Source organism: Ramlibacter tataouinensis TTB310 (assembly GCF_000215705.1).
GTDB lineage: Bacteria > Pseudomonadota > Gammaproteobacteria > Burkholderiales > Burkholderiaceae_C > Ramlibacter > Ramlibacter tataouinensis.
Genome location: NC_015677.1, coordinates 851,016 through 876,160 on the forward strand (window position 1 = coordinate 851,016; position 25,145 = coordinate 876,160).

Genomic DNA, 25,145 nt, shown 5'->3' on the forward strand with positions numbered 1-25,145 from the left:
CTCCAACCGGCATCGTGGCCGAGCCACACAAGAAAGGTGAATGAGATGAAGCGACGTACCCTGGGCCACTGGATGGCCGGCGTGGCGGCCCTGGCCTTGTGTGCCGGCGCCATCCTGCCCGCGCATGCCGCGGACGAGGCGCCCGACGTCATGATCAAGCGGCTGTCGGAAGAGACCCTGGGCGCCATCAAATCGGACCCGTCGGTGCGCAGCGGCGACATCAACAAGGTCATGGCGTTGGTGGACAGCAAGATCATGCCCAACGTGAACTTCCAGCGCATGACCGCTTCGGCCGTCGGCCCGGCCTGGCGCCAGGCCACGCCCGAGCAGCAGAAGCGGCTGCAGGATGAGTTCAAGACCCTGCTGGTGCGCACCTATTCGGGCGCGCTGTCGCAGGTCAATGACCAGAGCATCACGGTCAAGCCGCTGCGCGCCTCGCCCGAGGACAAGGAAGTGGTCGTGCGCACCGAGGTCCGCGGCCGCGGCGACCCGATCCAGCTGGAATACCGGCTGGAGAAGACCCCGGGCGAGGGCGCCGGCTGGAAGATCTACAACCTGAACGTGCTGGGCGTGTGGCTGGTGGAGACCTACCGCAGCCAGTTCGCGCAGGAGATCAACGCCAAGGGCGTGGATGGGCTGATCGCCACCCTGGCCGAGCGCAACAAGTCCAACGCCAAGCGCGGCTGACCGCCGGCCCGCCATGCTCGTCCTGCCCGCCGCGTTGACGCACGCCCAGGCCGCCGCCTGCAGCCGCATGCTGGCGCAGGCCGTGCGCTCCGAGCCCGGCTCGGCCGCGGTGGCGGATGCGTCCGCGCTGGAGCGGTTCGACTCGTCGGCGCTGGCCGTGCTGCTGGAATGCCGGCGCGAGGCGCTGGCCCTGGGCAAGTCGTTCTCCGTGTCGCAGCTGCCGGCGCGCCTGCGCGCCCTGGCCGCGCTGTACGGCGTGGCCGAGCTGCTGCCGGCGGCGCCCGGCGGCGCGCCAGCAGCGCGGCAGCAGCCCGCCTAGAATGGCGGGCTTTCATGCCCGCCATCTCCTTCCAGTCTGTCTCCAAGCACTACGCCTCGGCCCGGGGAGAGCTCAAGGCGCTCGACGGCGTCAGCCTGGACATCGAAGAAGGCGAGTTCTTCGGGCTGCTGGGTCCCAACGGCGCAGGCAAGACCACCCTGATCAGCATCCTGGCCGGCCTGACCCGCGCCAGCGCCGGGCGCGTTGCGGTGCACGGCCATGATGTGCAGGCCGACTTCGCCAAGGCCCGCCGGCAGCTGGGCATCGTTCCGCAGGAGCTGGTGTTCGACCCCTTCTTCAACGTGCGCGAGGCGCTGCGCATCCAGTCCGGCTATTTCGGCGTGAAGAACAACGACGCCTGGATCGACGAGCTGCTGGACAGCCTGGGCCTGGCCGACAAGGCCAAGGCCAACATGCGCCAGCTGTCGGGCGGCATGAAACGGCGCGTGCTGGTGGCGCAGGCGCTGGTGCACAAGCCGCCGGTGATCGTGCTGGACGAGCCGACCGCCGGCGTCGACGTGGAGCTGCGCCAGACGCTGTGGCAGTTCATCGCCCGCCTCAACCGCCAGGGCCACACGGTGCTGCTGACCACGCACTACCTGGAGGAGGCGGAAGCGCTGTGCGGCCGCATCGCCATGCTCAAGACGGGCCGGGTGGTGGCGCTGGAGCGCACCAGCGAGCTGCTCAAGGCTGCCTCCAGCAACGTGCTGCGCTTCAAGGTGGACAGCCACGAGTTGCCGCCCGAGTTCGCGGGCAAGGCCCGCATCACGGGGCGGATCGTGCAGCTGCCTGCGCACGACGCGCACGAAATCGAGCAGTACCTGGCCGTCATCCGCCAGGCCGGTTTGCGGGTGGAGGACGTGGAGATCCGCAAGGCCGACCTGGAGGACGTGTTCCTGGATGTGATGTCGGGCAAGCAGGTCAAGGAAATGGCCTCATGACAGGCTGGCAGACCCTGTTCTACAAGGAGGTGCTGCGCTTCTGGAAGGTGAGCTTCCAGACGGTGGCGGCGCCGGTGCTGACGGCGGTGCTGTACCTGCTGATCTTCGGCCACGTGCTGGAGGACAACGTCCGGGTGTACGACAAGGTCAGCTACACCGCCTTCCTGGTGCCCGGCCTGGTGATGATGAGCGTGCTGCAGAACGCGTTCGCCAACAGCTCGTCATCGCTGATCCAGAGCAAGATCATGGGCAACCTGGTGTTCGTGCTGCTCACGCCGCTGTCGCACTGGAGCTGGTTCATCGCCTATGTCGGCTCGTCCGTGGTGCGCGGCCTGGCCGTGGGCCTGGGCGTGCTGGTGGTGGGCGCCGTGTTCGCGCGGCCCGACTTCGCGGCGCCGCTGTGGATCCTCGTGTTCGCGCTGCTGGGGGCCGCCATGCTGGGCGCGCTGGGGCTGATCGCCGGGCTGTGGGCGGAGAAATTCGACCAGATGGCCGCCTTCCAGAACTTCGTGGTCATGCCCATGACCTTCCTGTCGGGCGTCTTCTACTCGGTGCACTCGCTGCCCGAGTTCTGGCAGGGCGTGAGCCACCTCAACCCGTTCTTCTACATGATCGACGGCTTTCGCCATGGCTTCTTCGGCGTGAGCGACGTCTCGCCCTGGCTGAGCCTGGCCGTCGTCGGCTCGGCCCTGGTCCTGGTGAGCGCGGTCGCGCTGCACCTGCTTCGCATCGGCTACAAAATCCGTTCCTGATGCCGGAGCCCTCATGACCGCCGAAGAACTGCAATCCCTTATCGCGGCCGGCCTGCCGTGCCAGCATCTGCGCGTCGAGGGCGACGGCCGCCATTGGTCGGCCGTCATCGTCTCGGCCGAATTCGAGGGCAAGCGCCTCATCCAGCGGCACCAGCGGGTGTACGCCACCCTCGGTGCGAGAATGCATACCGACGAGGTGCATGCCTTGTCGATGAAGACGCTGACGCCGGCCGAATGGGCGGCGTCCCCAGACCTGCACTGAGTATTCTCGATGGACAAGCTTTTGATTCGCGGGGGCCGCCGGCTCCACGGCGAGGTCGTCGTCTCCGGCGCCAAGAACGCGGCGCTGCCCGAGCTGTGCGCCGCCCTGCTGACCGACCAGCCGGTCCAGCTGCGCAACGTCCCGCGCCTGCAGGACGTGGCCACCATGGTCAAGCTGATCCAGAACATGGGCGTGCAGGTCGAACGCGGTACCGACATCGTGCGCATCGACGCCGGCGGCCTGAGCTCGCCCGAGGCGCCGTATGAGCTGGTTAAGACGATGCGCGCCTCGGTGCTGGCGCTGGGGCCGCTGCTGGCGCGTTTCGGCGAGGCCACGGTGTCGCTGCCGGGAGGCTGCGCCATCGGCTCGCGGCCGGTCGACCAGCACATCAAAGGCCTGCAGCAGATGGGCGCCGAGATCGTGGTCGAGCACGGCTACATCATCGCCAAGCTGCCCAAGGGCCGCGAGCGCCTGCGCGGCGCCCACATCCGCACCGACATGGTCACCGTGACCGGCACCGAGAACTTCCTGATGGCCGCCACCCTGGCCGAAGGCGAGACGGTGCTGGAGAACGCGGCCCAGGAGCCGGAGATCACCGACCTGGCCGAGATGCTGATCGCTATGGGCGCCAGGATCGAGGGCCATGGCACCAGCCGCATCCGCATCCAGGGCGTGGACCGGCTGCGCGGCTGCGAGCACCGGGTGGTGGCCGACCGCATCGAGGCTGGCACCTTCCTGTGCGCCGTGGCGGCGACCGGCGGCGACGTGCTGCTGCGCCATGGGCGGGCCGACCACCTGGAGGCCGTGATCGACAAGCTGCGCGAGGCCGGCGCCAGGGTGGAGGCCGTGGACGGCGGCATGCGCGTGAGCGCACAGGGCCGGTTGGTAGCGCAGAGCTTCCGCACCGCGGAGTACCCGGGCTTTCCCACCGACATGCAGGCCCAGTTCATGGTGCTCAACGTGATCAGCGACGGGCCGTCCAAGGTGACCGAGACCATCTTCGAGAACCGCTTCATGCACGTCAACGAGCTGGTGCGCCTGGGCGCGCGCATCCAGATCGACGGCAAGTTCGCGGTGATTGACGGCGTCGAGCGCCTGTCCGGCGCCACCGTCATGGCCACCGACCTGCGCGCCTCGGCCAGCCTGGTGATCGCCGGCCTGGTGGCCGAAGGCGAGACCCTGGTCGACCGCATCTACCACCTGGACCGCGGCTACGACCGCATGGAAGACAAGCTGCGCGGCATCGGCGCCGACATCGAGCGGATCAAATGAACCTCACGCTGGCGCTGTCCAAGGGGCGCATCTTCGACGAGACGCTGCCGCTGCTGCGCGCCGCGGGCATCGAGGTGCTGGAGGACCCGGAGACTTCGCGCAAGCTGATCCTGGCGACCAACCAGCCGCAGGTGCGGGTGGTGCTGGTGCGCGCCACCGACGTGCCGACCTACGTGCAGTACGGCGGGGCCGACCTGGGGGTCACCGGGCTGGACACGCTGATCGAGCACGGCAACCAGGGCCTGTACCAGCCGCTGGACCTGGGCATCGCCCGCTGCCGCGTGAGCGTGGCCGTGCGCGCCGACTTCGACTATGCCAGCGCGGTGCGCCAGGGCGCGCGGCTGAAGGTGGCCACCAAGTACGTGGCCATCGCGCGCGAGTTCTTCGCCGCCAAGGGCGTGCACGTGGACCTGATCAAGCTGTACGGCAGCATGGAGCTGGCGCCGCTGACCGGCCTGGCCGACGCCATCGTGGACCTGGTGTCCACCGGCAGCACGCTCAAGGCCAACCAGCTGGTGGAGGTGGAGCGCATCATGGACATCAGCGCGCGCCTAGTGGTGAACCAGGCGGCCCTCAAGCTCAAGCAGGCGCCGATCCGGCGGCTGATCGACGCCTTCCGTACCGCCGCCGTCACCCAGACGCGATGAAAACAGCCGCTGTTCCCCTCCGCTTGGCCACGACCGACGCCGGATTCGAAGCCGGCTTCAAGGCCCGGCTGCACTGGTCGGCCGACACCGATGCGCAGGTCGAGCAGCGGGTCGCCGAGATCCTCGCCGAAGTCGAGCGCAGGGGTGATGCCGCCGTGCTGGCGTACACGGCGCGCTTCGACGGCCTGCAGGCGGCCTCCCTGCAGGAGCTGGAGTTGACGCAGGCCGAGCTGGAAGCGGCTTTCGACGGCCTGCCTGCGGCGCAGCGCCAGGCGCTCCAGCAGGCCGCCGCCCGCGTGCGCACCTACCACGAGGCGCAGAAGAAGGCCGCCGGCGAGAGCTGGAGCTACCGCGATGCCGACGGCACGCTGCTGGGGCAGAAGGTGACGCCGCTGGACCGGGTGGGCATCTACGTGCCCGGCGGCAAGGCGGCTTACCCGTCGTCGGTGCTGATGAACGCCATCCCCGCCCATGTGGCGGGCGTGGCCGAGATCATCATGGTCGTGCCCACGCCGGCCCGCTGGGACGGCGTCACCCCGTCCGCGCGAGGCGAGAAAAACCCCCTGGTGCTCGCCGCCGCCCACGTGGCCGGCGTGACGCGCGCCTTCACCATCGGCGGGGCGCAGGCGGTTGCCGCGCTGGCGTACGGCACGCAAACCGTACCCCGGGTGGACAAGATCACCGGCCCGGGCAATGCCTACGTGGCCAGCGCCAAGCGCCGGGTGTTCGGGCGGGTCGGCATCGACATGATCGCCGGGCCCAGCGAGATCCTGGTGCTGGCCGACGGCAGCACGCCGGCGGACTGGGTGGCCATGGACCTGTTCTCGCAGGCCGAGCACGACGAGCTGGCCCAGAGCATCCTGCTGTGCCCGGACGCCGCCTACATCGACCGCGTGCAGGCCGAGATCGACCGCCTGCTGCCGCAGATGCCGCGGGCCGGGATCATCGCCAAGTCGCTCACCGGACGCGGCGCGCTGATCCACACCCGCAGCATGGAAGAGGCCTGCGAGATCAGCAACCGCATCGCGCCCGAACACCTGGAGATCGCCAGCACCGAGCCGCACCGCTGGGAGCCGCTGCTGCGCCATGCCGGCGCCATCTTCCTGGGGGGCTATACCAGCGAGTCCCTGGGCGATTACTGTGCCGGTCCCAACCACGTCCTGCCCACCAGCAGCACGGCGCGCTTTTCCAGCCCCCTAGGCGTGTACGACTTCCAGAAGCGCAGCAGCATCATCGAGGTGAGCGAGCAGGGCGCGCAGGTGCTCGGAGAGATCGCTTCCGTGCTGGCGCATGGGGAGGGCCTGCAGGCACATGCCCGGGCCGCAGAGATGAGGCTGAGGCGATGAGTTCACCGCTGCCCGGCCGGCTGGCACGGCTGATCCGCCAGGACGTGCAGTCCATGCACGCCTACGCGGTGCAGGACGCGCGCGGCCTGGTCAAGCTGGATGCGATGGAGAACCCGCACCGGCTTCCGACCCAGCTCCAGGAGGAGCTGGGTCGGCGCCTCGGCGCGTTGCCGCTCAACCGTTACCCCGGCCCGCGCATGGACGATCTGCGCGAGGCCCTGGCGCGCCATGCGCAGCTCCCCCCGGGATACGCACTGATGCTGGGCAATGGCTCGGACGAGCTGATCTCGTTGATCGCCATGGCCTGCGACGTGCCGGGCGCGTCCATCCTGGCGCCGCTGCCGGGCTTCGTGATGTATGCCATGAGCGCGCAGCTGCAGGGCCTGAAGTTCATCAGCGTGGACCTGACGCCGGACTTCGAACTGGATGAGCGCGCCATGCTGGCGGCCATCGAGCAGCACCGGCCGTCCATCATCTACCTGGCCTATCCCAACAACCCCACGGCCAAGCTGTGGGATGACGCGGTGATCGAGCGCATCGTGCAGGCCGCGCCGGGGCTGGTGGTGATCGACGAGGCCTACCAGCCGTTCTCCAGCCGCAGCTACATCGATCGGCTGGCCCGGCACGAGCACGTGCTGCTGATGCGAACGCTGAGCAAGTTCGGGCTGGCCGGCGTGCGCATCGGCTACCTGATGGGCCGCCGGGCGCTGTTGGCCGAGATCGACAAGGTGCGCCCGCCCTACAACATCAGCGTGCTCAACGCCGAGACGGCGCTGTTCGCGCTGGAGCACGAGGACGTGTTCCAGGCCCATGCGCGCGAGCTGCGCGCCCAGCGGCAAGTGCTGATCGAGCGCCTGCAGGCGCTGCCCGGGGTGCGGGTGTGGCCCAGCGACGCCAACATGGTGCTGGTGCGCGTGCCCGATGCCCCGGCGGCATTCGAGGGCATGAAGGCGCGCGGGGTGCTCGTCAAGAACGTTTCTAAAATGCACCCGTTGCTGGCCAACTGCCTGCGGCTGACGGTCGGCACCGCCGACGAGAACGCGCAGATGCTGGCGGCGCTGCAGGCCTGCCTATGACACTTGCTCCCCGCACCGCGGAAATCGTCCGCAATACCAACGAGACGCAGATCCGCGTCGGCGTCAACCTGGACGGCACCGGCCAGGCCCGGCTGGCCACCGGCATCGGCTTCTTCGACCACATGCTCGAGCAGATCGCCCGCCACGGCTTGGTGGACCTGGACATCCAGGCCCAGGGCGACCTGCACATCGACGGCCACCACACCGTGGAGGACGTGGGCATCACGCTGGGGCAGGCGGTGCACAAGGCCGTGGGCGACAAGAAGGGCATCCGCCGCTACGGCCATGCCTACGTGCCGCTGGACGAGGCGCTGTCGCGCGTGGTGATCGACTTCTCCGGCCGCCCGGGGTTGGTGATGAACGTGCCGTTCAAGAGCGGCACGATCGGCAGCTTCGACACCCCGCTCGCGCACGAGTTCTTCCAGGGCTTCGTCAACCACGCGTTCGTGACGCTGCACATCGACAACCTGCGTGGCGAGAACGCGCACCACCAGTGCGAAACGGTGTTCAAGGCCTTTGCCCGCGCCCTGCGGTCGGCGGTCGAGCTGGATCCGCGCGCCGCCGGCACCATTCCTTCCACCAAGGGCTCGCTCTGACGCGGCTGGCATGAAAAGCGTCGCGGTGGTGGATTACGGGATGGGCAACCTGCGCTCGGTGTCGCAGGCCGTGCTGCATGCCGCCCGTGGCAGCGGTGTCGAGGTGGTCTGGGCGCGCCGACCCGAGGAGGTGATGGCGGCCGAGCGCGTGGTGCTGCCCGGCCAGGGCGCCATGCGCGACTGCATGCGCGAGCTGCGCGAATCGGGCATGCACCCCGCCGTGCTGCACGCTGCCGCGCACAAGCCGCTGATGGGCGTGTGCGTGGGCATGCAGATGCTGCTGGATCGCAGCCACGAGGGCCCCGCCGAGGGTCTGGGCCTGATCCCGGGCGAGGTGGTGCGCTTCGAGCTGGCGGGCCGGCTGCAGCCGGATGGCAGCCGTTTCAAGGTGCCGCAGATCGGCTGGAACCGCGTGCGGCAGGCGCGGCCGCACCCGGTCTGGGCCGGGGTGGAGGACGGCAGCTGGTTCTATTTCGTCCACAGCTACCGCGCCCGTCCGTCGGATGAACGCCACAGCGTGGGCCTGTCCGACTACGGCGGCGTATTTACCGCCGCGGTGGCACGCGATAATATTTTTGCCACCCAGTTCCATCCCGAGAAGAGCGCAAACGCCGGCCTCGCCCTGTACCGCAATTTCCTCCACTGGAATCCCTGATTCCTTTCCATGCTGCTGATTCCCGCGATCGATCTGAAAGACGGCCACTGCGTGCGCCTCAAGCAAGGCGACATGGACCAGGCCACCACCTTCAGCGAAGACCCCGCGGCCATGGCCCGCAGCTGGCTGGCCAAGGGCGCGCGGCGGCTGCACCTGGTGGACCTCAACGGCGCGTTCGCCGGCAAGCCGCAGAACTTCGCCGCGGTCAAGTCTATCCTGAAGGCCGTGGGCGATGAGATCCCGGTGCAGCTGGGCGGCGGCATCCGCGACCTGGACACCATCGAGAAGTACATCGACGGCGGCCTGCGCTACGTGATCATCGGCACGGCGGCCGTCAAGAACCCCGGCTTCCTCAAGGATGCCTGCAGCGCCTTCGGTGGCCACATCATCGTCGGCCTGGACGCCAAGGACGGCAAAGTGGCCACCGACGGCTGGAGCAAGCTCACCGGCCACGAGGTGGTCGACCTGGCGCGCAAGTTCGAGGACTGGGGCGTCGAATCCATCGTGTACACCGACATCGGCCGCGACGGCATGCTCACCGGCATCAACATCGAGGCCACCGTCAAGCTGGCGCAGTCGCTCACCATCCCCGTCATCGCGTCCGGCGGCCTGGCCGGCATGACCGACATCGAGAAGCTGTGCGCGGTGGAGGACGAGGGCATCGAGGGCGTGATCTGCGGCCGCGCCATCTACAGCGGCGACCTCGATTTCGCCCAGGCCCAGGCCAAGGCGGACGAGCTGGGCGCGTGAATTTCCACGGACACGAGGCGGTGGCCTTGGCGCTGCCCACGGGCGACCGCTGCGTGGCCGCCCTGCAGGGAGCGCAGGTGCTGTCCTGGACACCGGCCGGCAGCCCCGGCGAACGGCTGTACCTCAGCCCCGGCGCGGCCAGCGATGGCGCCACAGCGATCCGCGGCGGCGTCCCCCTGTGCTTTCCGCAGTTCAACCAGCGCGTGCTGGGCGGCCGGCCGCTGCCCAAGCACGGCTTCGCCCGCAACCGGCGCTGGACGCCGCTTGGCGTGGTGGCCGAAGGGGAAGACCGCATCGCCGAGTTCGGGTTGGCCAACGACGAGGAGACGCATGCGCTCTGGCCTGCTTCGTTCGAGGCGCGGGTGGCGGTGCGTCTCTCGCCCGGGCGGCTGGCCATCGGTTTCCGGGTCCGCAACACGGGCTGGGCCTGCTGGCCCTTCGCTCTGGCCCTGCACACCTACCTGCGGGTGGACGACGTCACCCGCGCGTCGCTCCATGGCCTGGAGGGCGCGGCCTACTGGGACGCCGTGGCCGATCTGGATCGTCCCCAGGCGCGGCGCTTCCAGAGCGGCGCCCTGGCCGTGGAGGGCGAGACGGACCGGGTGTACGCGGGCGGAGCCCGGGTGCTGCGGCTGAGCGAGCCCGGCCGGACCCTGACCGTCTCCCAGAGCACCACCTTGCCGGACACGGTGGTGTGGAATCCTGGCGCCGCGCTGTGCGCCCGGCTGGCCGACATGCCCGCCGATGGCTGGCGCCACATGCTGTGCGTGGAGGCGGCGTGCATCGAGGAGCCGGTGGTGCTGGGGCCGGGCCAGGAGTGGCAGGGCTGGCAATCGTTCGAGGTGGTGGCGGGATAATCCGCCCATGCTCGCCAAACGCATCATCCCCTGCCTGGACGTGACCGGCGGCCGCGTCGTCAAGGGCGTCAACTTCGTCGAACTGAGGGACGCCGGCGACCCGGTGGAGATCGCCGCGCGCTACAACCAGCAGGGCGCCGACGAGCTCACCTTCCTGGACATCACGGCCACCAGCGACGGGCGCGACCTGATCCTGCCCATCATCGAAGCCGTGGCCTCCCAGGTGTTCATCCCGCTCACCGTGGGCGGCGGGGTGCGCACGGTGGAGGATGTGCGCCGGCTGCTCAATGCGGGGGCCGACAAGACCAGCTTCAACTCGGCCGCGATCGCCGATCCCGACGTCATCTCGGCAGCCTCCGACCGTTATGGCTCGCAATGCATCGTGGTGGCGATCGACGCCAAGCGCCGCGGCGCGGACGACGAGCGGCAGCGCGGCGCGGGCTGGGACGTGTACAGCCATGGGGGGCGCAAGAACACCGGGCTGGACGCGGTGGAGTGGGCGCGCGAGATGGCCCGGCGCGGCGCCGGCGAGATACTGCTGACCAGCATGGACCGCGACGGCACCAAGGTTGGCTTCGACCTGGCGCTCACCCGTGCGGTGAGCGACGCGATCCAGGTGCCGGTGATCGCCTCGGGCGGGGTGGGCAACCTCGACCACCTGGCCGACGGCGTGCAGCAGGGCGGCGCGGACGCCGTGCTGGCCGCCAGCATCTTCCATTACGCGGAGTACACCGTCGGCCAGGCCAAGGCCCACATGGCACGGCGCGGCATCCCGGTGCGCCTGTAAGCCACAATACGGCCATGGACTGGCTTGACAGCGTGCGATGGGACGAGCGGGGCCTGGTGCCCGTGATCGCGCAGGAGGCGTCCACCGGCGACGTGCTCATGTTCGCCTGGATGAACCGCGAAGCGCTGGCCAGGACCGTGGAACTGGGCCGGGCGGTGTACTGGAGCCGCTCGCGCGGCAAGCTGTGGTTCAAGGGCGAGGAATCCGGGCACGTGCAGACCGTGCATGACATCCGCATGGACTGCGACAACGACGTGCTGCTGCTGAAGGTGACCCAGCAGGGCCATGATCCGTCCATCGCCTGCCACACCGGCCGCCACAGCTGCTTCTTCCAGCGCCTGGAAGCGGGGGCCTGGCAGGCCGTCGAACCGGTGCTGAAAGACCCGCAATCCATCTACAAGTGAACCCTTGATGACCGCCAACGATTCCCTGGCCCGCCTGGCGGCCGTGATCGAGTCCCGCAAGCCCGGCCGGGGAGGGGACCCCGAACGCAGCTACGTGGCCCGGCTGCTGCACCGCGGGCCCGACGCCTTCCTGAAGAAGGTGGGCGAGGAGGCCACGGAGGTGGTGATGGCCGCCAAGGACCTGGAGCGCGGCGGCGACCCGGCCCGGCTGGTGGGCGAGGTGGCCGACCTCTGGTTCCACAGCATGATCGCGCTGGCACACTACGGGCTGCGCCCGGCCGACGTCATCGCCGAGCTGGAGCGCCGCGAGGGCACCAGCGGCATCGAGGAGAAAGCCCTGCGCAAGGCCCAGGCGCGCGACAGCGAGGGTGGAGAAACATGAGCCAGACCGACTTCGTCAACTACGACCAGAAGACCCCGGGCGACCGCACGGTGATGCACGTGCTGTACGCGCTGCACACGGTGGCCTGGGCCAGCCTGGGCACCCTGGCCGTGATCGCGCTCATCGTCAACTACATCAAGCGCGCCGACGAGACGGACGCCCTCTATGCCAGCCACCACAGCTACATGATCAGCACCTTCTGGTGGACCATCCTGTGGCTGGTGGTCACCTCCCCGCTGTACCTGCTGTTCATCATGCCGGGCGTGATCGCGCACGGCATCGTCGGCCTGTGGTACCTGTACCGCTGCATCCGCGGCTGGCTGCGCTTCACCAACGGCAACGTGCCTTCCTGACCATGAGCCCCAGCGATCCCCAGTGCCTCTTCTGCAAGATCGTCGAAGGCAAGATCCCTTCGCGCAAGGTCTACGAGGACGAGGAGATCCTCGCCTTCCACGACATCCATCCCTGGGCGCCGGTCCACTTCCTCATGATCCCCAAGGCGCACATCCCGTCCATGGCCCAGGTGGAGCCGCAGCACGCCGCGCTGCTCGGCCGCCTCATGACCCTGGCGCCGCGCCTGGCTCTGCAGGAAGGCTGCAATCCCTATCCCGCGGGCGGCTTCCGCATGGTCGTCAACACCGGCGCGGAAGGCGGGCAGGAGGTTCCCCACCTGCACGTGCACGTCATGGGCGGACCCCGCCCCTGGCTCAAAGGCTGAGCTCGAGCTGAGCCTTCGCGGGGTCTTTGCCGGGGGAGCGTTTCCCCTGCGCGACTAGAATCCCCTCCAAGTCATTCAGGAGTTTTTCCATGGGTTCGTTTTCCATCTGGCATTGGCTGATCGTGCTGTTGATCATCGTGCTGGTGTTCGGCACGAAGAAGCTCAAGAACATCGGTTCCGATCTCGGTGGCGCGGTCAAGGGTTTCAAGGACGGCATCAAGGAGGGTTCGACCCCCGAGACGCCGGTCCCGCCGCAGCAGGTCACCACTTCCGGGCAGCCCGGCAACGACGGCAAGACCACCATTGACGTCGAGGCGCGCAACAAGTCGTGATCGCGCCCTGCGGGTCCTGGCGAAGTAAGTGATCGATCTCGGCATTTCCAAGATGGCCCTGATCGGCGCCGTGGCGCTGATCGTCATCGGGCCCGAAAAACTGCCGCGCGTGGCCCGCACCGTGGGCACGCTGCTGGGCAAGGCGCAGCGCTACGTCAACGACGTCAAGGCCGAGGTGAACCGGTCCATGGAGTTGGACGAGCTGCGCAAGATGAAGGACACGGTGGAAAGCGCCGCGCGCGACGTGGAGAGTTCCATCCACAGCACCACCGCCGACTTCGAGAAGCAGTTCTCCGAGGCGACCACAACGTCGTCCCCCGGCACCGGCCTGGAGCCGCCGCCGTCCTACCCCGAGTACAAGCGCCCCCGGAAAAACTGGCGCATCAAGCAGGGCGCGGTGCCCGGCTGGTACAAGGCCCGCACAGGCGTGCGCCGGCATGCCTTGTCCGGCGCGGCCCGGGTGGCCCGCTTCCGGCCGAAGAAGTTCAACTGACGGATGGCTGATCCCAACAAGGAAGACGAGCTCGCAGGCACCGAGCAGCCCTTCGTCGCCCACCTGGTGGAACTGCGCGACCGGCTGATCAAGGCCCTGATCGCCGTCGCCGTCGTCGCCGCCGTGCTGTTCGCATGGCCGGGGCCGGGCGCGCTCTACGACATCCTGGCCGCGCCGCTGGTGGCGCACCTGCCCAAGGGCGCGACGCTGATCGCCACCTCGGTGATCTCGCCGTTCCTGGTGCCGCTGAAGATCCTGCTGATGGCGGCGTTCCTGATCGCGCTGCCGGTGGTGCTGTACCAGGCCTGGGCCTTCATCGCGCCGGGGCTGTACACGCACGAGAAGAAGCTGGTCATGCCGCTGGTGATCTCCAGCACCCTGCTGTTCTTCGTCGGCGTGGCGTTCTGCTACTTCTTCGTGTTCGGCCAAGTGTTCTCCTTCATCCAGGGCTTCGCGCCCAAGAGCATCACGGCGGCGCCGGACATCGAGGCCTACCTCAGCTTCGTGATGACCATGTTCCTGGCCTTCGGCCTGGCTTTCGAGGTGCCCATCGTGGTGATCGTGCTGGCCCGGCTGGGCGTGGTCAGCATCGAGAAGCTCAAGGCCTTCCGCAGCTACTTCATCGTGCTGGCCTTCGTCATCGCGGCGGTGGTCACGCCGCCGGACGTGGTGTCCCAGCTGGCGCTGGCCATTCCCATGGTGCTGCTGTACGAGGTCGGCATCTGGGCGGCGCAGATCTTCATCAAGCACACCAAGGCGCCGGAAGAGGGCGCCACCGCGGCCGACTCCTGAGCACCGGGCCCGGGCCCGGTGCGCCGCTCACTTCACCAGTTCGGGCGGCTTGGTTTCCCCGGCCGGCCGTGCGCCCTGCGGCGACACCACCGACTCGATGGCGCCCGCGGCTTCCGGGTTCATGGGACGGCCCTCGCGCTGCGGCTGGGTGAGGGGCACCGGCGCCCACTTGTTGCCGTGCAGCAGCCGCAGCGCGGCTTCGCGGTCGCCGGCCAGCTGCAGCGTCATGCGCTCGGCATCGCGGCGCCGCAGGTCCTCTTCCACCTCGGCCACCTGCTCGGGCTCCACGCCGAGCGTGCGCAAGGCCTGCAGGCCGAAGTTCATGGCCGATTCGAAGGTTTCGCGCAGCTGCCAGTCCACGCCCAGCCGGACCAGCTCGATGGCATGCTGCCGGTCGTAGGCCCGCGCCAGCACCGGCGTCAGCGGGAACTCGTGCTTGATCAGCGCAACGATGCGGTTGGTCGCCTCCTTGTCGTCCACGCACACCAGGATGGCCTTGGCGGTGCGGGCGCCGCTGGCGTGCAGCACGTCCAGCCGCGCGCCGTCGCCGTAGTACACCTGGAAGCCGAACTGCGCCGCGCCGCGGATCATGTCGGTGTCGCTCTCGATGATGGTGACCTGGAGCCCGCGCGCCAGCAGGGCCTGGCTGGCGATCTGGCCGAAACGGCCGAAACCGATGATCAGCACGCAGCTGGACAGGTTCTCGGCCACCTGCACGCCGTCCATGTTCTGCTCGGCGCGTCGCGGCAGCAGCCAGCGCAGGGACAGCACGGCCAGCGGCGTGAGGGCCATGGACACGATCACCGCGGCGGTCAGGACCGCGTGCACGCCGACGCTCACCAGGCCCGCGGTCGCCGCGGCCGAGTACAGCACGAAGGCGAATTCGCCGCCCTGGGCCATCAGCATGGCCCGCTCCAGCGCCTCGGGGTGGCGCGCCCGGGTCAGCCGGGCCACCGCATACACCCCCAGTCCCTTGATCGCCATGCAGGCCACCACGCCGCCCAGGATCAGCGGCCAGTCCGCCAGCACCAGCCGCAGGTCCAGCGACATGCCCACGCCCATGAAGAACAGGCCCAGCAGGATGCCGCGGAAGGGCTCGATGTCGGCCTCCAGCTGGTGGCGGAAGGTCGATTCCGACAGCATCACGCCGGCGGCAAAAGCGCCCATGGCCATGGACAGCCCGCTCCACTGCATGGCCAGCGCCGCGCCCAGCACCACCAGCAGCGCTGCCGCCGTCATCACCTCGCGCGCCTTGGCGTGCGCCAGCACGCGGAACAGGGGATTGAGCAGCCAGCGGCTGACCGTGATCAGCCCCACCACCGCCACGAGCCCGGCGCCGACCGCGATCCAGCGCGAGGTGCCGGAGGCGCTGGGCGGCGCGGGCGCCATCAGGGCCACCAGGGCGAGCAGCGGCACGATGGCCAGGTCTTCCAGCAGCAGGATGGAGACGATGCGCTGGCCGCGCGGCGTCGAGGTGTCGCCCCGCTCGTCCAGGATCTGCATCACGATGGCGGTGGACGACAGCACGAAGCCCATGGCGCCGATGAAGGCCACGGCGGGTGCCAGGCCCAGCGCCACGCCCGCCACGGTGAGCAGGGCGCCGCAGCCCAGCACCTGGCCCAGGCCCAGCCCGAAGATCTCGCGGCGCAGCTTCCACAGCCGGCGCGGCTGCATCTCCAGGCCGATGACGAACAGGAACATCACCACGCCCAGCTCGGCCACGTGCAGGACGGTCTGGCCCTCGTTGAAGAACGCCAGCCCGAACGGGCCGATGGCCAGGCCGGCGGCCAGGTAGCCCAGCACCGAACCCAGGCCCAGTCGCCGGAACAGGGGCACCGCCAGCACGCCGGCGGCCAGCACCACCACCGCCTTGACCAGCTCGCTGCCTTGCTCGAGCGCCATGCAGCGGCCGCTAGCGCGGCATCTGCGGCTTGGGCCGCAGGCCGGGGGTCACATTCAGCTCGACCGCATCGTCGCGGCGCTGCAGCCTGAAGGGCGTGGGCTGGCCCGGCCGCAGCGCGGCCACGCTGGTCAGCAGCTCCGACACGTTGCCGATCTGGCTGCCGGCCACTTCCATGATCACGTCGCCGGGCCGGATGCCGGCCTGCGCCGCCGGGCCGTTCTGCAGCACGCCGGTGATGAGCACGCCGCGCCGGGCCTTCACGCCGAAGGTCTCCATCAGCTCGGGCGACAGGTCGGCCGGCTCCACGCCGATCCAGCCGCGCCGCACCACGCCTTCCTTGACGATGCCCTCCAGCACCAGCTTGGCGGTGGACACCGGGATGGCGAAACCGATGCCCATGCTGCCGCCCGAGCGCGAATAGATGGCGGTGTTGATGCCCATCAGCTGGCCGTTGACGTCCACCAGCGCCCCGCCCGAGTTGCCCGGGTTGATCGCGGCGTCGGTCTGGATGAAGTTCTCGAAGGTGTTGATGCCCAGCTGGTTGCGCCCCAGCGCGCTGACGATGCCGCTGGTCACGGTCTGGCCGACGCCGAACGGGTTGCCGATGGCCAGTACCTGGTCGCCGACCTGGAGCGAGTCCGAGCTGCCCAGCGTGATCACCGGCAGGCGGTCCAGCGTGATGCGCAGGATGGCCAGGTCGGTCTCGGGGTCGGTGCCTATCACCTTGGCCCGCGTGCTGCGGCTGTCGTTGAGCACTACCTCGATCTCGTCCGCGCCCTCCACCACGTGGTTGTTGGTGAGGATATAGCCCTCGGCGCTGATGATTACCCCGCTGCCCAGGCCGGCCTGGGGTGCGCCGCCGCGCTCGCCGAAGAAGAAGCGGAACCAGGGATCGTTGCTGTTCGGGTTGGCGGCCTTGCTGGTGTTGATGCTGACCACGGCGGCCGAGGCGCGCTGCGCCGCCTGGCGGAAGCTGCCCGGCGGCGCCGTGCCGGCCGGCGCCGGCGGCGCCTCGATCAGGGAAACGCCGGTCGAGTGCGTCACCGTGCCCACCCGCCCTAGCCAGTCCGGCTGGAGCGTGGCGACCACGAAATAGGCGGCCAGCAGCACGGTGACGGCCTGCGAGAAAACGAGCCAGTAGCGACGCATGGGGGCGGGCGGATGTAAAGCCTGGGAGTTTAGGCGAGCGGCCGCCGGCCGTGCGCCGCGGAGGCGGCCGGGAATGCGCCGACAATCGGGTCTTTCACCGACCGTTTCCCATGGCCGACCGAGACCAGCTGCTGCGCGCCTTCGACGAGCTGCTGCAACCCCAGCAGTTCAAGGACTACGGACCCAACGGTCTGCAGGTCGAAGGCCGGCGCGAGGTGCGCCGCATCGTCTCCGGCGTCACGGCCAGCCGCGCGCTGATCGAGGCCGCCATCGCCGGGCGGGCCGACGCCCTGTTCGTCCACCATGGCCTGTTCTGGCGCGGGCACGACGGCCGGGTGACCGGCTGGCTGCGCCAGCGCCTGGGCCTGCTGCTGGCGCACGACATCAGCCTCTACGCCTACCATCTGCCGCTGGATGCCCATCCTGAGCTGGGCAACAACGCGCAGCTGGGGCAGCGGCTGGGGTTGCGCGCCACCGGCCGCTTCGGCGAGCAGTCGCTCGGCTTCATCGGCCAGCGGGCCGACGGCGGCGCGTTCCGGGATGCGGCCGAACTCGCGCGACACCTGGAGGACGCGCTGCACCGGCCGGTCACCCGGGTGGACGCCGCGCCAGGCGCCATCAGGAACATCGCCTGGTGCACCGGCGGGGCCCAGGGCTATTTCGAGGCGGCGATCGCCGCGGGCGCCGATGCCTTCCTCACCGGCGAGATCTCCGAGCCCCAGGCGCACTACGCCCGCGAGTGCGGCGTCGGCTACTTCGCCTGCGGCCACCATGCCAGCGAGCGCTATGGCGCGCCGGCCGTGGCGGCGCACGTCGCCGCCGCGCTGGGGCTGGAGCACCGGTTCATCGACATCGACAACCCGGCATGAAGACCGGCGCCCTCCTGGCCCTGACCCTGGGCGACCCCGCCGGCATCGGCGGGGAGATCATCGCCAAGGCCTTCCGCGACGCGCCCGAGCACACGGGCGGCTGCTTCGTGGTGGGCGATCTCGCCCATCTGCGCCGGGCGGTCCAGGCGGCCGCCGCCGAGAGGCCGCCGCTGCCGGTGGCCGTGATCGAGGCGCCGGGCGATGCGCTGGACCTGCCGCCGCGCTGCATTCCGCTGCTGCAGCCCGGCCCGGGCGGCGAGCTGGTGCCCTGGGGGCAGGTCAGCGCGCGGGCCGGCCGGCTGGCGGCGGACGCGGTGGTCTGGGCGGCCCGGGCGGCGCTGCGGGGCGAGATCGCCGGGCTGGTGACGGCGCCCCTGCACAAGGAGGCGCTGGCGGCCGCCGGCGTGCCCTACCCGGGCCACACCGAGCTCTTGCAGGCCGAGGCCGCAGCCTTCCTCGGCCGCCCGGTGGAGCAGTTGCCGGTGCGCATGATGCTGGCCAACGAGGAGCTGCGCACCGTGCTGGTGAGCATCCACCTGCCGCTGCGAAAGGCGCTGGACGCGGTCACCTTCGACAACGTGCTCCAGACCCTGGACATCACGCACCGGGCGCTGGGCCGGGCGCTCGGCCGGCCGCCGCGCATCGCGGTCGCCGGGCTGAATCCGCATGCCGGGGAGGGCGGGCTGTTCGGGCGGGAGGAACTGGACGTCATCGGCCCGGCCGTGGCGGCGGCACGAGGCCGGGGACTGGACGTGCACGGCCCGTTTGCGCCCGACACGGTCTTCATGCGCGCCCGCACCGGCGAGTTCGACGTGGTGGTGGCCATGTATCACGACCAGGGCCTGATCCCGGTCAAGTACCTGGGCGTGCAGCACGGGGTGAACGTGACGCTGGGCCTGCCGCTGGTGCGCACCAGCCCCGACCACGGCACCGCCTTCGACATCGCCGGCACCGGCCGGGCCGACGCGTCCAGCCTGGTCGCGGCCATCCGCACGGCGCGCGACCTGAGCGCCGACGCTACTTCTTAAGGCTGTCGCGGATCTCGCGCAGCAGCACGATGTCTTCCGGCGGCGCCGCCGGCGCGGCCGCGGCGGGCTCGGCATGCAGGCGCTTGAGGCGATTGATCTGCCGCACCATCAGGAAGATCACGAAGGCCAGGATGGTGAAGTTGAGCACGACGGTGAGGAAGCTGCCCCAGGCAAGGACCGGCACGCCGGCCTTGACCAGGTCGGCCAGGATGTAGGGAACGCCCTGGGGCACGCGGCCGAGCACCACGAACTTGCTGGAGAAGTCCAGGTCGCCGCCGACCAGGCTGATCACCGGCATGATGATGTCCCTGACCAGCGAATCGACGATCTTGCCGAACGCCGCGCCGATGATGACGCCGACGGCCAGGTCGATCACGTTGCCCTTGACGGCGAATTCGCGGAATTCCTTGAGCATGCCCATGCGGTGCGTTCCTCGACGGTGAAACCGAAGGGCTGCAGTATCCCGCAAGGACGGGTTGGCCTGCCCCTGACGTTGAATCGGCGAGAAACGCTCCGCTACAATCGCGGGTTGACCTAACAAGCGATCCCCGTTGAGGAATTCATGAGTGCAACCCCAGTGGACACCAGCAAACGGACGTGGCTGATCGCGTCCGGCTGCGCCGGAGCCGTGGGCGCCGGTTTCGTGGCCGTGCCCTTCGTCAGCAGCTTCCAGCCGTCGGAGAGGGCCCGTGCCGCGGGCGCGCCGGTGGAGGTGGACATCGGAGCACTGCAGCCCGGCGACAAGATCACCGTGGAATGGCGCGGCAAGCCGGTGTGGATCATGAAGCGAACGCCCGAGCAGCTGGCCTCGCTCAAGAAGATCGAGGGCCAGCTGGCGGACCCCAATTCCGAGCGCACCGCCTACCCGACGCCCGAGTACGCCAAGAACCCCCACCGCTCCATCAAGCCCGAGGTGTTCGTGGCCGTGGGCATCTGCTCGCACCTGGGCTGCTCTCCGACGGACAGGCTGCAGCCCGGTCCTCAGCCTTCGCTGCCGGCCGACTGGCAGGGTGGCTTCCTGTGCCCGTGCCACGGCTCCACCTTCGACTTGGCGGGCCGCGTGTTCGCCAACAAGCCCGCGCCCGACAACCTGGAAGTGCCGCCCCACACCTACCTGTCGGACACGCGCCTCTTGATCGGCGAAGACAACAAGGCTTGAGGACCATGGCTGCTGAATTCAAGGAAATCTCCCCGAACGCCACGGCCGGCGAGAAGCTCGGCAACTGGTTCAACAACCGGTTCCCCTCGGCCGGCGAGTCCCTGCGCTACCACGTCACCGAGTACTACGCGCCCAAGAACTTCAACTTCTGGTACTTCTTCGGCTCGCTGGCCCTGCTGGTGCTGGTGATCCAGATCGTCACCGGCATCTTCCTGGTGATGCACTACAAGCCGGACGCCAACCTGGCGTTCGCCTCGGTCGAGTACATCATGCGCGACGTGCCCTGGGGCTGGCTGGTGCGCTACATGCACTCCACCGGCGCCTCCGCGTTTTTCGTGGTGGTGTACCTGCATATGTTCAAGAGCCTGATCTACGGCAGCTACCGCAAGCCGCGCGAGCTGGTCTGGATCTTCGGCTGCACCATCTTCCTGACGCTCATGGCCGAGGCCTTCATGGGCTACCTGCTGCCCTGGGGCCAGATGTCCTACTGGGGCGCCCAGGTGATCGTGAACCTGTTCTCCGCCATCCCCTTCATCGGCCCCGACCTGGCGCTGCTGATCCGCGGCGACTACGTGGTGTCCGACGCTACGCTCAACCGCTTCTTCAGCTTCCACGTGATCGCCGTGCCGCTGGTGCTGCTGGGCCTGGTGGTGGCGCACCTGCTGGCACTGCACGACGTGGGCTCGAACAACCCCGACGGCGTGGAGATCAAGGGCCCCAACGCCCCGCGCGACGAGAAAGGCCGGCCGCTGGACGGCATCCCCTTCCATCCGTACTACACGGTGCACGACATCATGGGCGTGGCGGTGTTCCTGGCGCTGTTCTCGGCCGTGATCTTCTTCGCGCCCGAGTTCGGCGGCTACTTCCTGGAATACAACAACTTCATCCCGGCCGACCCGCTGAAGACCCCCGCCCACATCGCGCCGGTGTGGTACTTCACGCCCTTCTATTCGATGCTGCGCGCCATCACCAGCGAGATGATGTACGCCCTCGTCCTGTGCGTGCTGGCCGCTGCCGCGTTCGGCGTGCTGCGCAGCCGAATGTCCCCCATCGGCAAGGGGGCCGTGGTGCTGGGCGCCGCCGTCGCCATCGCGTTGATGCTGGCCATCGACGCCAAGTTCTGGGGCGTGGTCGTGATGGGTGGCGCCGTGATCATCCTGTTCTTCCTGCCCTGGCTGGACGCGAGCCCGGTCAAGTCCATCCGCTACCGGCCCCAGTGGCACAAGTGGATGTACGGCCTGTTCGTCGTCAACTTCCTGGTGCTGGGCTACCTGGGCGTGCAGCCGCCTTCGCCGCTGGGCGAGCGGGTGTCGCAGATCGGCACGCTGTTCTACTTCGGCTTCTTCCTGCTGATGCCCTGGTGGAGCCGCCTGGGGGCCTTCAAGCCCGTGCCCGAGCGCATCACCTTTGCCGCGCACTGAACGCTGCCGGACAAGCCATGAAAAAATTCTTCCTCATCCTGTTTGTCTCGCTCGCGGCCGCCGCCGGGCTGGTGGGCCGGGCCCAGGCCGCGGCCGGCGAAGGCATCGTCTGGGACAAGGCGCCCAACATGACGAACGACCTGCCGGCGCTGCAGAACGGCGCCAAGCTGTTCGTCAACTACTGCCTGAACTGCCACTCGGCGGCGTTCATGCGCTACAACCGCCTGCAGGACATCGGCCTGTCCGAGCAGCAGATCAAGGACTATCTGCTGTTCACCACGGACCGGGTGGGCGACACCATGAAGTCGGCCATCGATCCCCAGCAGGCCAAGGAGTGGTTCGGCGCCAACCCGCCCGATCTGACGCTGATCGCGCGCTCGCGTTCCGGCCATGGCGGCACCGGCGCCGACTACCTGTACACCTTCCTGCGCACCTTCTACCGCGACCCGACCAAGCCCACCGGCTGGAACAACCTGGCCTTCCCCAACGTCGGCATGCCGCACGTGCTGTGGGAACTGCAGGGCGAGCGCGAGCCGGTGTTCGAGACGGTGAACAGCCATGGCCAGGAAACCCAGATCTTCCGCGGCTGGAAGCAGGTCAGCCCCGGCACCCTGACGCCGCTGCAGTACGACCAAGCCGTGGGCAACCTGGTGGGTTACCTGCAATGGATGGCCGAACCGGTGCAAAACACCCGGGTACGGGTCGGCGTATGGGTGCTGCTCTTCCTGGGCGTGTTCACCGTCATCGCCTGGCGCCTGAACGCCGCTTTCTGGAAAGACGTGAAATAACGAACGGGAGCAAGGCACGGCAGAGCCGCGCCTTGTCCTTCATGGAGTGGATGCGGCCTGGCGTCCACTCTTTTTTGCTTAAGGAGCCACCGCCATGATGGTGCTGTATTCGGGAACCACCTGCCCCTTCTCCCACCGCTGCCGTTTCGTGCTGTTCGAAAAAGGCATGGACTTCGAGATTCGTGACGTGGACCTCTACAACAAGCCGGAGGACATCAGCGTCATGAACCCGTACGGCCAAGTGCCCATCCTGGTCGAGCGCGATCTCATCCTGTACGAATCCAACATCATCAACGAGTACATCGACGAGCGCTTCCCGCATCCGCAGCTCATGCCCGGCGATCCGGTCGACCGCGCCCGCGTGCGGCTGTTCCTGCTCAACTTCGAGAAGGAGCTGTTCGTCCATGTCAGCACGCTGGAGTCGCGTGCGGCCAAGGGCAACGAGAAGGCCCTGGAGAAGGCCCGTTCGCACATCCGCGACCGCCTGACCCAGCTCGCGCCGGTGTTCCTCAAGAACAAGTACATGCTGGGCGAGAATTTCTCCATGCTCGACGTGGCCATCGCGCCTCTGCTGTGGCGCATGGACTACTATGGCATCGAGCTGTCCAAGAACGCGGCGCCGCTGCTCAAGTACGCCGAGCGCATCTTCTCCCGTCCGGCCTACATCGAGGCCCTGACGCCGTCCGAGAAGGTAATGCGCAAATAAGCCGTTGCCCGAGCGATGAACGCCCTCGAATCCACGTCCACGCGTCCGTACCTGATCCGTGCGCTGTATGACTGGTGCACCGACAACGGCTTCACGCCCTATGTTGCGGTGCAGGTGGACGACACCGTCCAGGTGCCGCGCGAGTACGTGAAGAACGGCGAGATCGTGCTCAACATCAGCTTCGATGCGACCAGTTCGCTCAAGCTGGGCAACGACTTCATCGAGTTCAAGGCCCGTTTCGCGGGCACCGCCCGGGAGATCATGGTGCCGGTCAACCGGGTGATCGCCATTTACGCTCGGGAGAACGGGCAAGGCATGGCTTTCCCCATGTCGGCTCCGCCCTCCGGCGAAGACGCTGCTGCACCGCGCGCCTCCCCGCTCAGCAGCGTCCCGGCAGCCGGCAACAGCGGTGCGGAGCCCGATGGCAAGGTGGTGCAGCTGGTCACGCCGGATGCAGCGGCGGGCGGTGAAAGTCCGGCCGACGAGCCGCCACGCCCGCCGGGAGGCGGTCCCAGGCCGGCGCTCAAGCGCGTGAAGTGACTTATAAGCAACGCTCTGAAACGCCAGCCTTTAGAATTTCAGCCGCGCCGGCTTAGCTCAGTTGGTAGAGCAACCGCCTTGTAAGCGGTAGGTCATCAGTTCGAATCCGATAGCCGGCACCCCTCTTTCCACCTCATCCGGTCGCAGGCTGTTACGTTTGCGCGCTTTGTAACTTGATGCGGATGGATGTAATCTGCCATCCACGGTTGCACAGCTGAGCTTGAAGAGCAGGGACCACCTGCCGCAGTTTTGCCGCCGCAGCACTGCCGTTCACCAGAAGGCACCAGGTCGTTCCCTCGATCGGGCCTGCCTTCACAGCGGACCGCAGCGTCTGGGGAATGAGGAGTTCAATCGCCTTGAGTCGCTCGCTGGAGTCGCGCGCGAGCTCCGCCAGTCTCGCCAACGTGGGCGAGTCCTCGGCGGCTTGCTGCAGTGTGACCGGGTGCGGGCGGCGGTTCATGGGCGCAGGCAGGAGGTTGGGATGCATTTCATTATCACGGATGGGTGGGGAACCAAGAGCCGGGCCGTTCACCTGAGCGGCACGCGACTGGTCTTGGCCGGGTTGACGGTATCCGTCGCGCTCATGCTGGCCGCCGCCGGCCTGTACCACTGGGTTTTTCTCAAGGGCGCACGCGAGGGCTGGCCGGTGGTCGGCACCCTGGTGCGGTGGATCGTGAAGGACGAGGTTGCACAGCGCGACCGCTTCGTACGCGAGAACCTGGACGCGATGGCGCGCCAGTTGGGCGAGATGCAGGCCAAGCTGATGCAGCTGGACGCTTTGGGCGAGCGGGTGTCCGGTCTGGCGGGCGTCAATCCGGCCGAGCTGCGCAGCGGCCCGGGCCGGGGCGGGGCACTGGTATCGGGCCGGCCGCTGAGCGCCCAGGAACTGCAGGCCACGTTGTCCGAGCTCGACCGTCTGGCCGAAAGCCGCACCGACCTGCTGACCGTCATGGAATCGCGCCTGCTGGACCAGAGGATCAAGAAAATGATGGCGCCCAGCCAGCGGCCCATCCACGACGGCCACGCGAGTTCCGCCTTCGGCTGGCGCATCGATCCCTTCACCGGCCGCTCGGCCCTGCACACCGGCATCGATTTCCAGGCCGATACCGGTACGCCCATCCTGGCGGCTTCCGGTGGCGTGGTCGTCACCCAGGAACACCACCCGGCCTACGGCAACATGGTCGAGGTCGACCATGGCAACGGACTGGTGACTCGCTACGCGCATGCGTCCAAGCTGGACGTCAAGAAAGGCGACCTGGTCAAACGCGGCCAGAAGATCGCCGAGGTCGGCAACACCGGCCGCTCGACCGGCCCGCACCTGCACTTCGAGGTGCTGGTCCAGGGCGTGCCGCAAGATCCGAAGAAGTTCCTGGCGGCAGGGCGGCAGGGCCCGCAAGCCCTGGCCCAGGGCCTGCCTGCGCCTTTGCGCAGGTAAAATCGCAGGCTCTGCCGCCGGCGGGCTATTGCCTTGCCGCGCGGCGGCCTTAATTTCCCCATCACAAGGATTGCGCTGC

32 protein-coding genes, 1 tRNA gene and 1 pseudogene are annotated in these 25,145 nt (G+C 68.6%); 30 read left to right on the forward strand and 4 right to left on the reverse strand.

Features of this window, described 5'->3' with window-relative positions; all coding sequences use genetic code 11:
• Positions 1-45: 45 nt before the first annotated feature.
• From RTA_RS04180 to tatC, 21 genes and pseudogenes are all read left to right on the forward strand, one after another.
• The gene (locus RTA_RS04180; protein ID WP_013900130.1) at positions 46-687 is read left to right on the forward strand and encodes an MlaC/ttg2D family ABC transporter substrate-binding protein; all 642 of its coding nucleotides are present in this window, start codon (positions 46-48) and stop codon (positions 685-687) included.
• A pseudogene (locus RTA_RS04185) lies at positions 683-1,006 on the forward strand (STAS domain-containing protein); the annotation flags it as partial. The gene RTA_RS04180 and the pseudogene RTA_RS04185, both read left to right, overlap by 5 nt.
• A gap of 14 nt (positions 1,007-1,020) precedes the next feature.
• The gene (locus RTA_RS04190; RefSeq protein WP_013900132.1) at positions 1,021-1,947 is read left to right on the forward strand and encodes an ABC transporter ATP-binding protein; all 927 of its coding nucleotides are present in this window, start codon (positions 1,021-1,023) and stop codon (positions 1,945-1,947) included.
• Positions 1,944-2,699 carry an ABC transporter permease gene (locus RTA_RS04195; RefSeq protein ID WP_013900133.1) on the forward strand — a complete coding sequence of 252 codons (756 nt, stop codon included), beginning with the start codon at positions 1,944-1,946 and terminating at the stop codon, positions 2,697-2,699. Before RTA_RS04190 ends, RTA_RS04195 begins: the two co-directional genes overlap by 4 nt.
• Positions 2,700-2,712: 13 nt before the next feature.
• Positions 2,713-2,961, forward strand: coding sequence for a BolA family protein (locus RTA_RS04200; protein WP_013900134.1), 249 nt, complete (start codon positions 2,713-2,715; stop codon positions 2,959-2,961).
• A 9-nt stretch (positions 2,962-2,970) separates the two neighbouring features.
• On the forward strand, positions 2,971-4,233 hold the full coding sequence (murA, locus tag RTA_RS04205) for a UDP-N-acetylglucosamine 1-carboxyvinyltransferase (RefSeq protein WP_013900135.1): 1,263 nt from the start codon (positions 2,971-2,973) through the stop codon (positions 4,231-4,233).
• On the forward strand, positions 4,230-4,880 hold the full coding sequence (gene hisG, locus RTA_RS04210) for an ATP phosphoribosyltransferase (RefSeq protein ID WP_013900136.1): 651 nt from the start codon (positions 4,230-4,232) through the stop codon (positions 4,878-4,880). Before murA ends, hisG begins: the two co-directional genes overlap by 4 nt.
• The gene (gene hisD, locus RTA_RS04215) at positions 4,877-6,226 is read left to right on the forward strand and encodes a histidinol dehydrogenase (RefSeq protein ID WP_041675032.1); all 1,350 of its coding nucleotides are present in this window, start codon (positions 4,877-4,879) and stop codon (positions 6,224-6,226) included. The genes hisG and hisD overlap by 4 nt, the downstream gene beginning before the upstream one ends.
• Positions 6,223-7,302 carry a histidinol-phosphate transaminase gene (gene hisC / locus RTA_RS04220; protein ID WP_013900138.1) on the forward strand — a complete coding sequence of 360 codons (1,080 nt, stop codon included), beginning with the start codon at positions 6,223-6,225 and terminating at the stop codon, positions 7,300-7,302. Before hisD ends, hisC begins: the two co-directional genes overlap by 4 nt.
• Positions 7,299-7,898: an imidazoleglycerol-phosphate dehydratase HisB gene (hisB, locus tag RTA_RS04225; protein ID WP_013900139.1), complete on the forward strand. Its 600-nt coding sequence runs from the start codon at positions 7,299-7,301 to the stop codon at positions 7,896-7,898. The genes hisC and hisB overlap by 4 nt, the downstream gene beginning before the upstream one ends.
• 10 nt (positions 7,899-7,908) lie before the next feature.
• The gene (gene hisH / locus RTA_RS04230) at positions 7,909-8,553 is read left to right on the forward strand and encodes an imidazole glycerol phosphate synthase subunit HisH (RefSeq protein ID WP_041675033.1); all 645 of its coding nucleotides are present in this window, start codon (positions 7,909-7,911) and stop codon (positions 8,551-8,553) included.
• Positions 8,554-8,562: 9 nt separating this feature from the next.
• The gene (gene hisA / locus RTA_RS04235; protein WP_041675034.1) at positions 8,563-9,303 is read left to right on the forward strand and encodes a 1-(5-phosphoribosyl)-5-[(5-phosphoribosylamino)methylideneamino]imidazole-4-carboxamide isomerase; all 741 of its coding nucleotides are present in this window, start codon (positions 8,563-8,565) and stop codon (positions 9,301-9,303) included.
• On the forward strand, positions 9,300-10,160 hold the full coding sequence (locus tag RTA_RS04240) for a D-hexose-6-phosphate mutarotase (RefSeq protein WP_041675035.1): 861 nt from the start codon (positions 9,300-9,302) through the stop codon (positions 10,158-10,160). The genes hisA and RTA_RS04240 overlap by 4 nt, the downstream gene beginning before the upstream one ends.
• 7 nt (positions 10,161-10,167) lie before the next feature.
• Entirely contained in the window at positions 10,168-10,947 is a 780-nt protein-coding gene (hisF, locus tag RTA_RS04245) for an imidazole glycerol phosphate synthase subunit HisF (RefSeq protein ID WP_013900143.1), read from the forward strand.
• A 14-nt stretch (positions 10,948-10,961) separates the two neighbouring features.
• Positions 10,962-11,351, forward strand: coding sequence for a phosphoribosyl-AMP cyclohydrolase (gene hisI, locus RTA_RS04250; RefSeq protein ID WP_041675036.1), 390 nt, complete (start codon positions 10,962-10,964; stop codon positions 11,349-11,351).
• 7 nt (positions 11,352-11,358) lie between these two features.
• Entirely contained in the window at positions 11,359-11,733 is a 375-nt protein-coding gene (locus tag RTA_RS04255; RefSeq protein ID WP_013900145.1) for a phosphoribosyl-ATP diphosphatase, read from the forward strand.
• A complete protein-coding gene (locus tag RTA_RS04260; protein ID WP_013900146.1) occupies positions 11,730-12,086 on the forward strand; it encodes a DUF4870 family protein in 357 nt (118 codons plus the stop codon). Before RTA_RS04255 ends, RTA_RS04260 begins: the two co-directional genes overlap by 4 nt.
• Before the next feature lie 2 nt (positions 12,087-12,088).
• Positions 12,089-12,451 carry a histidine triad nucleotide-binding protein gene (locus RTA_RS04265; protein ID WP_013900147.1) on the forward strand — a complete coding sequence of 121 codons (363 nt, stop codon included), beginning with the start codon at positions 12,089-12,091 and terminating at the stop codon, positions 12,449-12,451.
• A gap of 89 nt (positions 12,452-12,540) precedes the next feature.
• Positions 12,541-12,783 carry a Sec-independent protein translocase subunit TatA gene (gene tatA, locus RTA_RS04270; protein WP_013900148.1) on the forward strand — a complete coding sequence of 81 codons (243 nt, stop codon included), beginning with the start codon at positions 12,541-12,543 and terminating at the stop codon, positions 12,781-12,783.
• A gap of 28 nt (positions 12,784-12,811) precedes the next feature.
• Positions 12,812-13,276 (forward strand): Sec-independent protein translocase protein TatB, encoded by a 465-nt coding sequence (tatB, locus tag RTA_RS04275; protein ID WP_013900149.1) that lies wholly within the window; start codon positions 12,812-12,814, stop codon positions 13,274-13,276.
• A gap of 3 nt (positions 13,277-13,279) precedes the next feature.
• Complete coding sequence (gene tatC, locus RTA_RS04280; protein WP_013900150.1) at positions 13,280-14,068, forward strand: twin-arginine translocase subunit TatC; 789 nt, start codon at positions 13,280-13,282, stop codon at positions 14,066-14,068.
• Between the two features lie 27 nt (positions 14,069-14,095).
• Here tatC and RTA_RS04285 read toward each other — a convergent pair whose 3' ends face one another.
• Both RTA_RS04285 and RTA_RS04290 read right to left on the reverse strand, forming a co-directional pair.
• On the reverse strand, positions 14,096-15,970 hold the full coding sequence (locus tag RTA_RS04285; protein ID WP_013900151.1) for a monovalent cation:proton antiporter-2 (CPA2) family protein: 1,875 nt from the start codon (positions 15,968-15,970) through the stop codon (positions 14,096-14,098).
• A 10-nt stretch (positions 15,971-15,980) separates the two neighbouring features.
• Complete coding sequence (locus tag RTA_RS04290; protein WP_041675037.1) at positions 15,981-17,120, reverse strand: S1C family serine protease; 1,140 nt, start codon at positions 17,118-17,120, stop codon at positions 15,981-15,983.
• 110 nt (positions 17,121-17,230) lie between these two features.
• On the opposite strand from RTA_RS04290, the gene RTA_RS04295 reads away from it, so the two are divergent.
• Both RTA_RS04295 and pdxA read left to right on the forward strand, forming a co-directional pair.
• Entirely contained in the window at positions 17,231-17,989 is a 759-nt protein-coding gene (locus RTA_RS04295; protein ID WP_041675038.1) for a Nif3-like dinuclear metal center hexameric protein, read from the forward strand.
• Positions 17,986-19,017 carry a 4-hydroxythreonine-4-phosphate dehydrogenase PdxA gene (gene pdxA, locus RTA_RS04300; protein ID WP_013900154.1) on the forward strand — a complete coding sequence of 344 codons (1,032 nt, stop codon included), beginning with the start codon at positions 17,986-17,988 and terminating at the stop codon, positions 19,015-19,017. Before RTA_RS04295 ends, pdxA begins: the two co-directional genes overlap by 4 nt.
• On the opposite strand, the gene mscL is transcribed toward pdxA, so the two are convergent.
• A complete protein-coding gene (gene mscL, locus RTA_RS04305; protein ID WP_041675039.1) occupies positions 19,007-19,438 on the reverse strand; it encodes a large conductance mechanosensitive channel protein MscL in 432 nt (143 codons plus the stop codon). The genes pdxA and mscL overlap by 11 nt on opposite strands.
• Before the next feature lie 141 nt (positions 19,439-19,579).
• Here mscL and petA point away from each other — a divergent pair, with 141 nt between their 5' ends.
• The 6 genes from petA (at position 19,580) to RTA_RS04335 (ending at position 23,750) form a co-directional block, all read left to right on the forward strand.
• Entirely contained in the window at positions 19,580-20,176 is a 597-nt protein-coding gene (petA, locus tag RTA_RS04310) for a ubiquinol-cytochrome c reductase iron-sulfur subunit (protein ID WP_013900156.1), read from the forward strand.
• Positions 20,177-20,181: 5 nt separating this feature from the next.
• Positions 20,182-21,597: a cytochrome b gene (locus RTA_RS04315; protein ID WP_013900157.1), complete on the forward strand. Its 1,416-nt coding sequence runs from the start codon at positions 20,182-20,184 to the stop codon at positions 21,595-21,597.
• A gap of 17 nt (positions 21,598-21,614) precedes the next feature.
• Entirely contained in the window at positions 21,615-22,385 is a 771-nt protein-coding gene (locus tag RTA_RS04320) for a cytochrome c1 (protein ID WP_013900158.1), read from the forward strand.
• A 94-nt stretch (positions 22,386-22,479) separates the two neighbouring features.
• On the forward strand, positions 22,480-23,091 hold the full coding sequence (locus tag RTA_RS04325; RefSeq protein WP_013900159.1) for a glutathione S-transferase N-terminal domain-containing protein: 612 nt from the start codon (positions 22,480-22,482) through the stop codon (positions 23,089-23,091).
• Between the two features lie 15 nt (positions 23,092-23,106).
• A complete protein-coding gene (locus tag RTA_RS04330; RefSeq protein WP_013900160.1) occupies positions 23,107-23,631 on the forward strand; it encodes a ClpXP protease specificity-enhancing factor in 525 nt (174 codons plus the stop codon).
• 46 nt (positions 23,632-23,677) lie between these two features.
• A tRNA-Thr gene (locus tag RTA_RS04335) sits at positions 23,678-23,750 on the forward strand.
• Between the two features lie 32 nt (positions 23,751-23,782).
• On the opposite strand, the gene RTA_RS04340 is transcribed toward RTA_RS04335, so the two are convergent.
• A complete protein-coding gene (locus tag RTA_RS04340) occupies positions 23,783-24,091 on the reverse strand; it encodes a hypothetical protein (RefSeq protein ID WP_013900161.1) in 309 nt (102 codons plus the stop codon).
• Between the two features lie 21 nt (positions 24,092-24,112).
• Here RTA_RS04340 and RTA_RS04345 point away from each other — a divergent pair, with 21 nt between their 5' ends.
• Positions 24,113-25,066 (forward strand): M23 family metallopeptidase, encoded by a 954-nt coding sequence (locus tag RTA_RS04345; RefSeq protein ID WP_013900162.1) that lies wholly within the window; start codon positions 24,113-24,115, stop codon positions 25,064-25,066.
• Positions 25,067-25,145 lie beyond the last annotated feature (79 nt).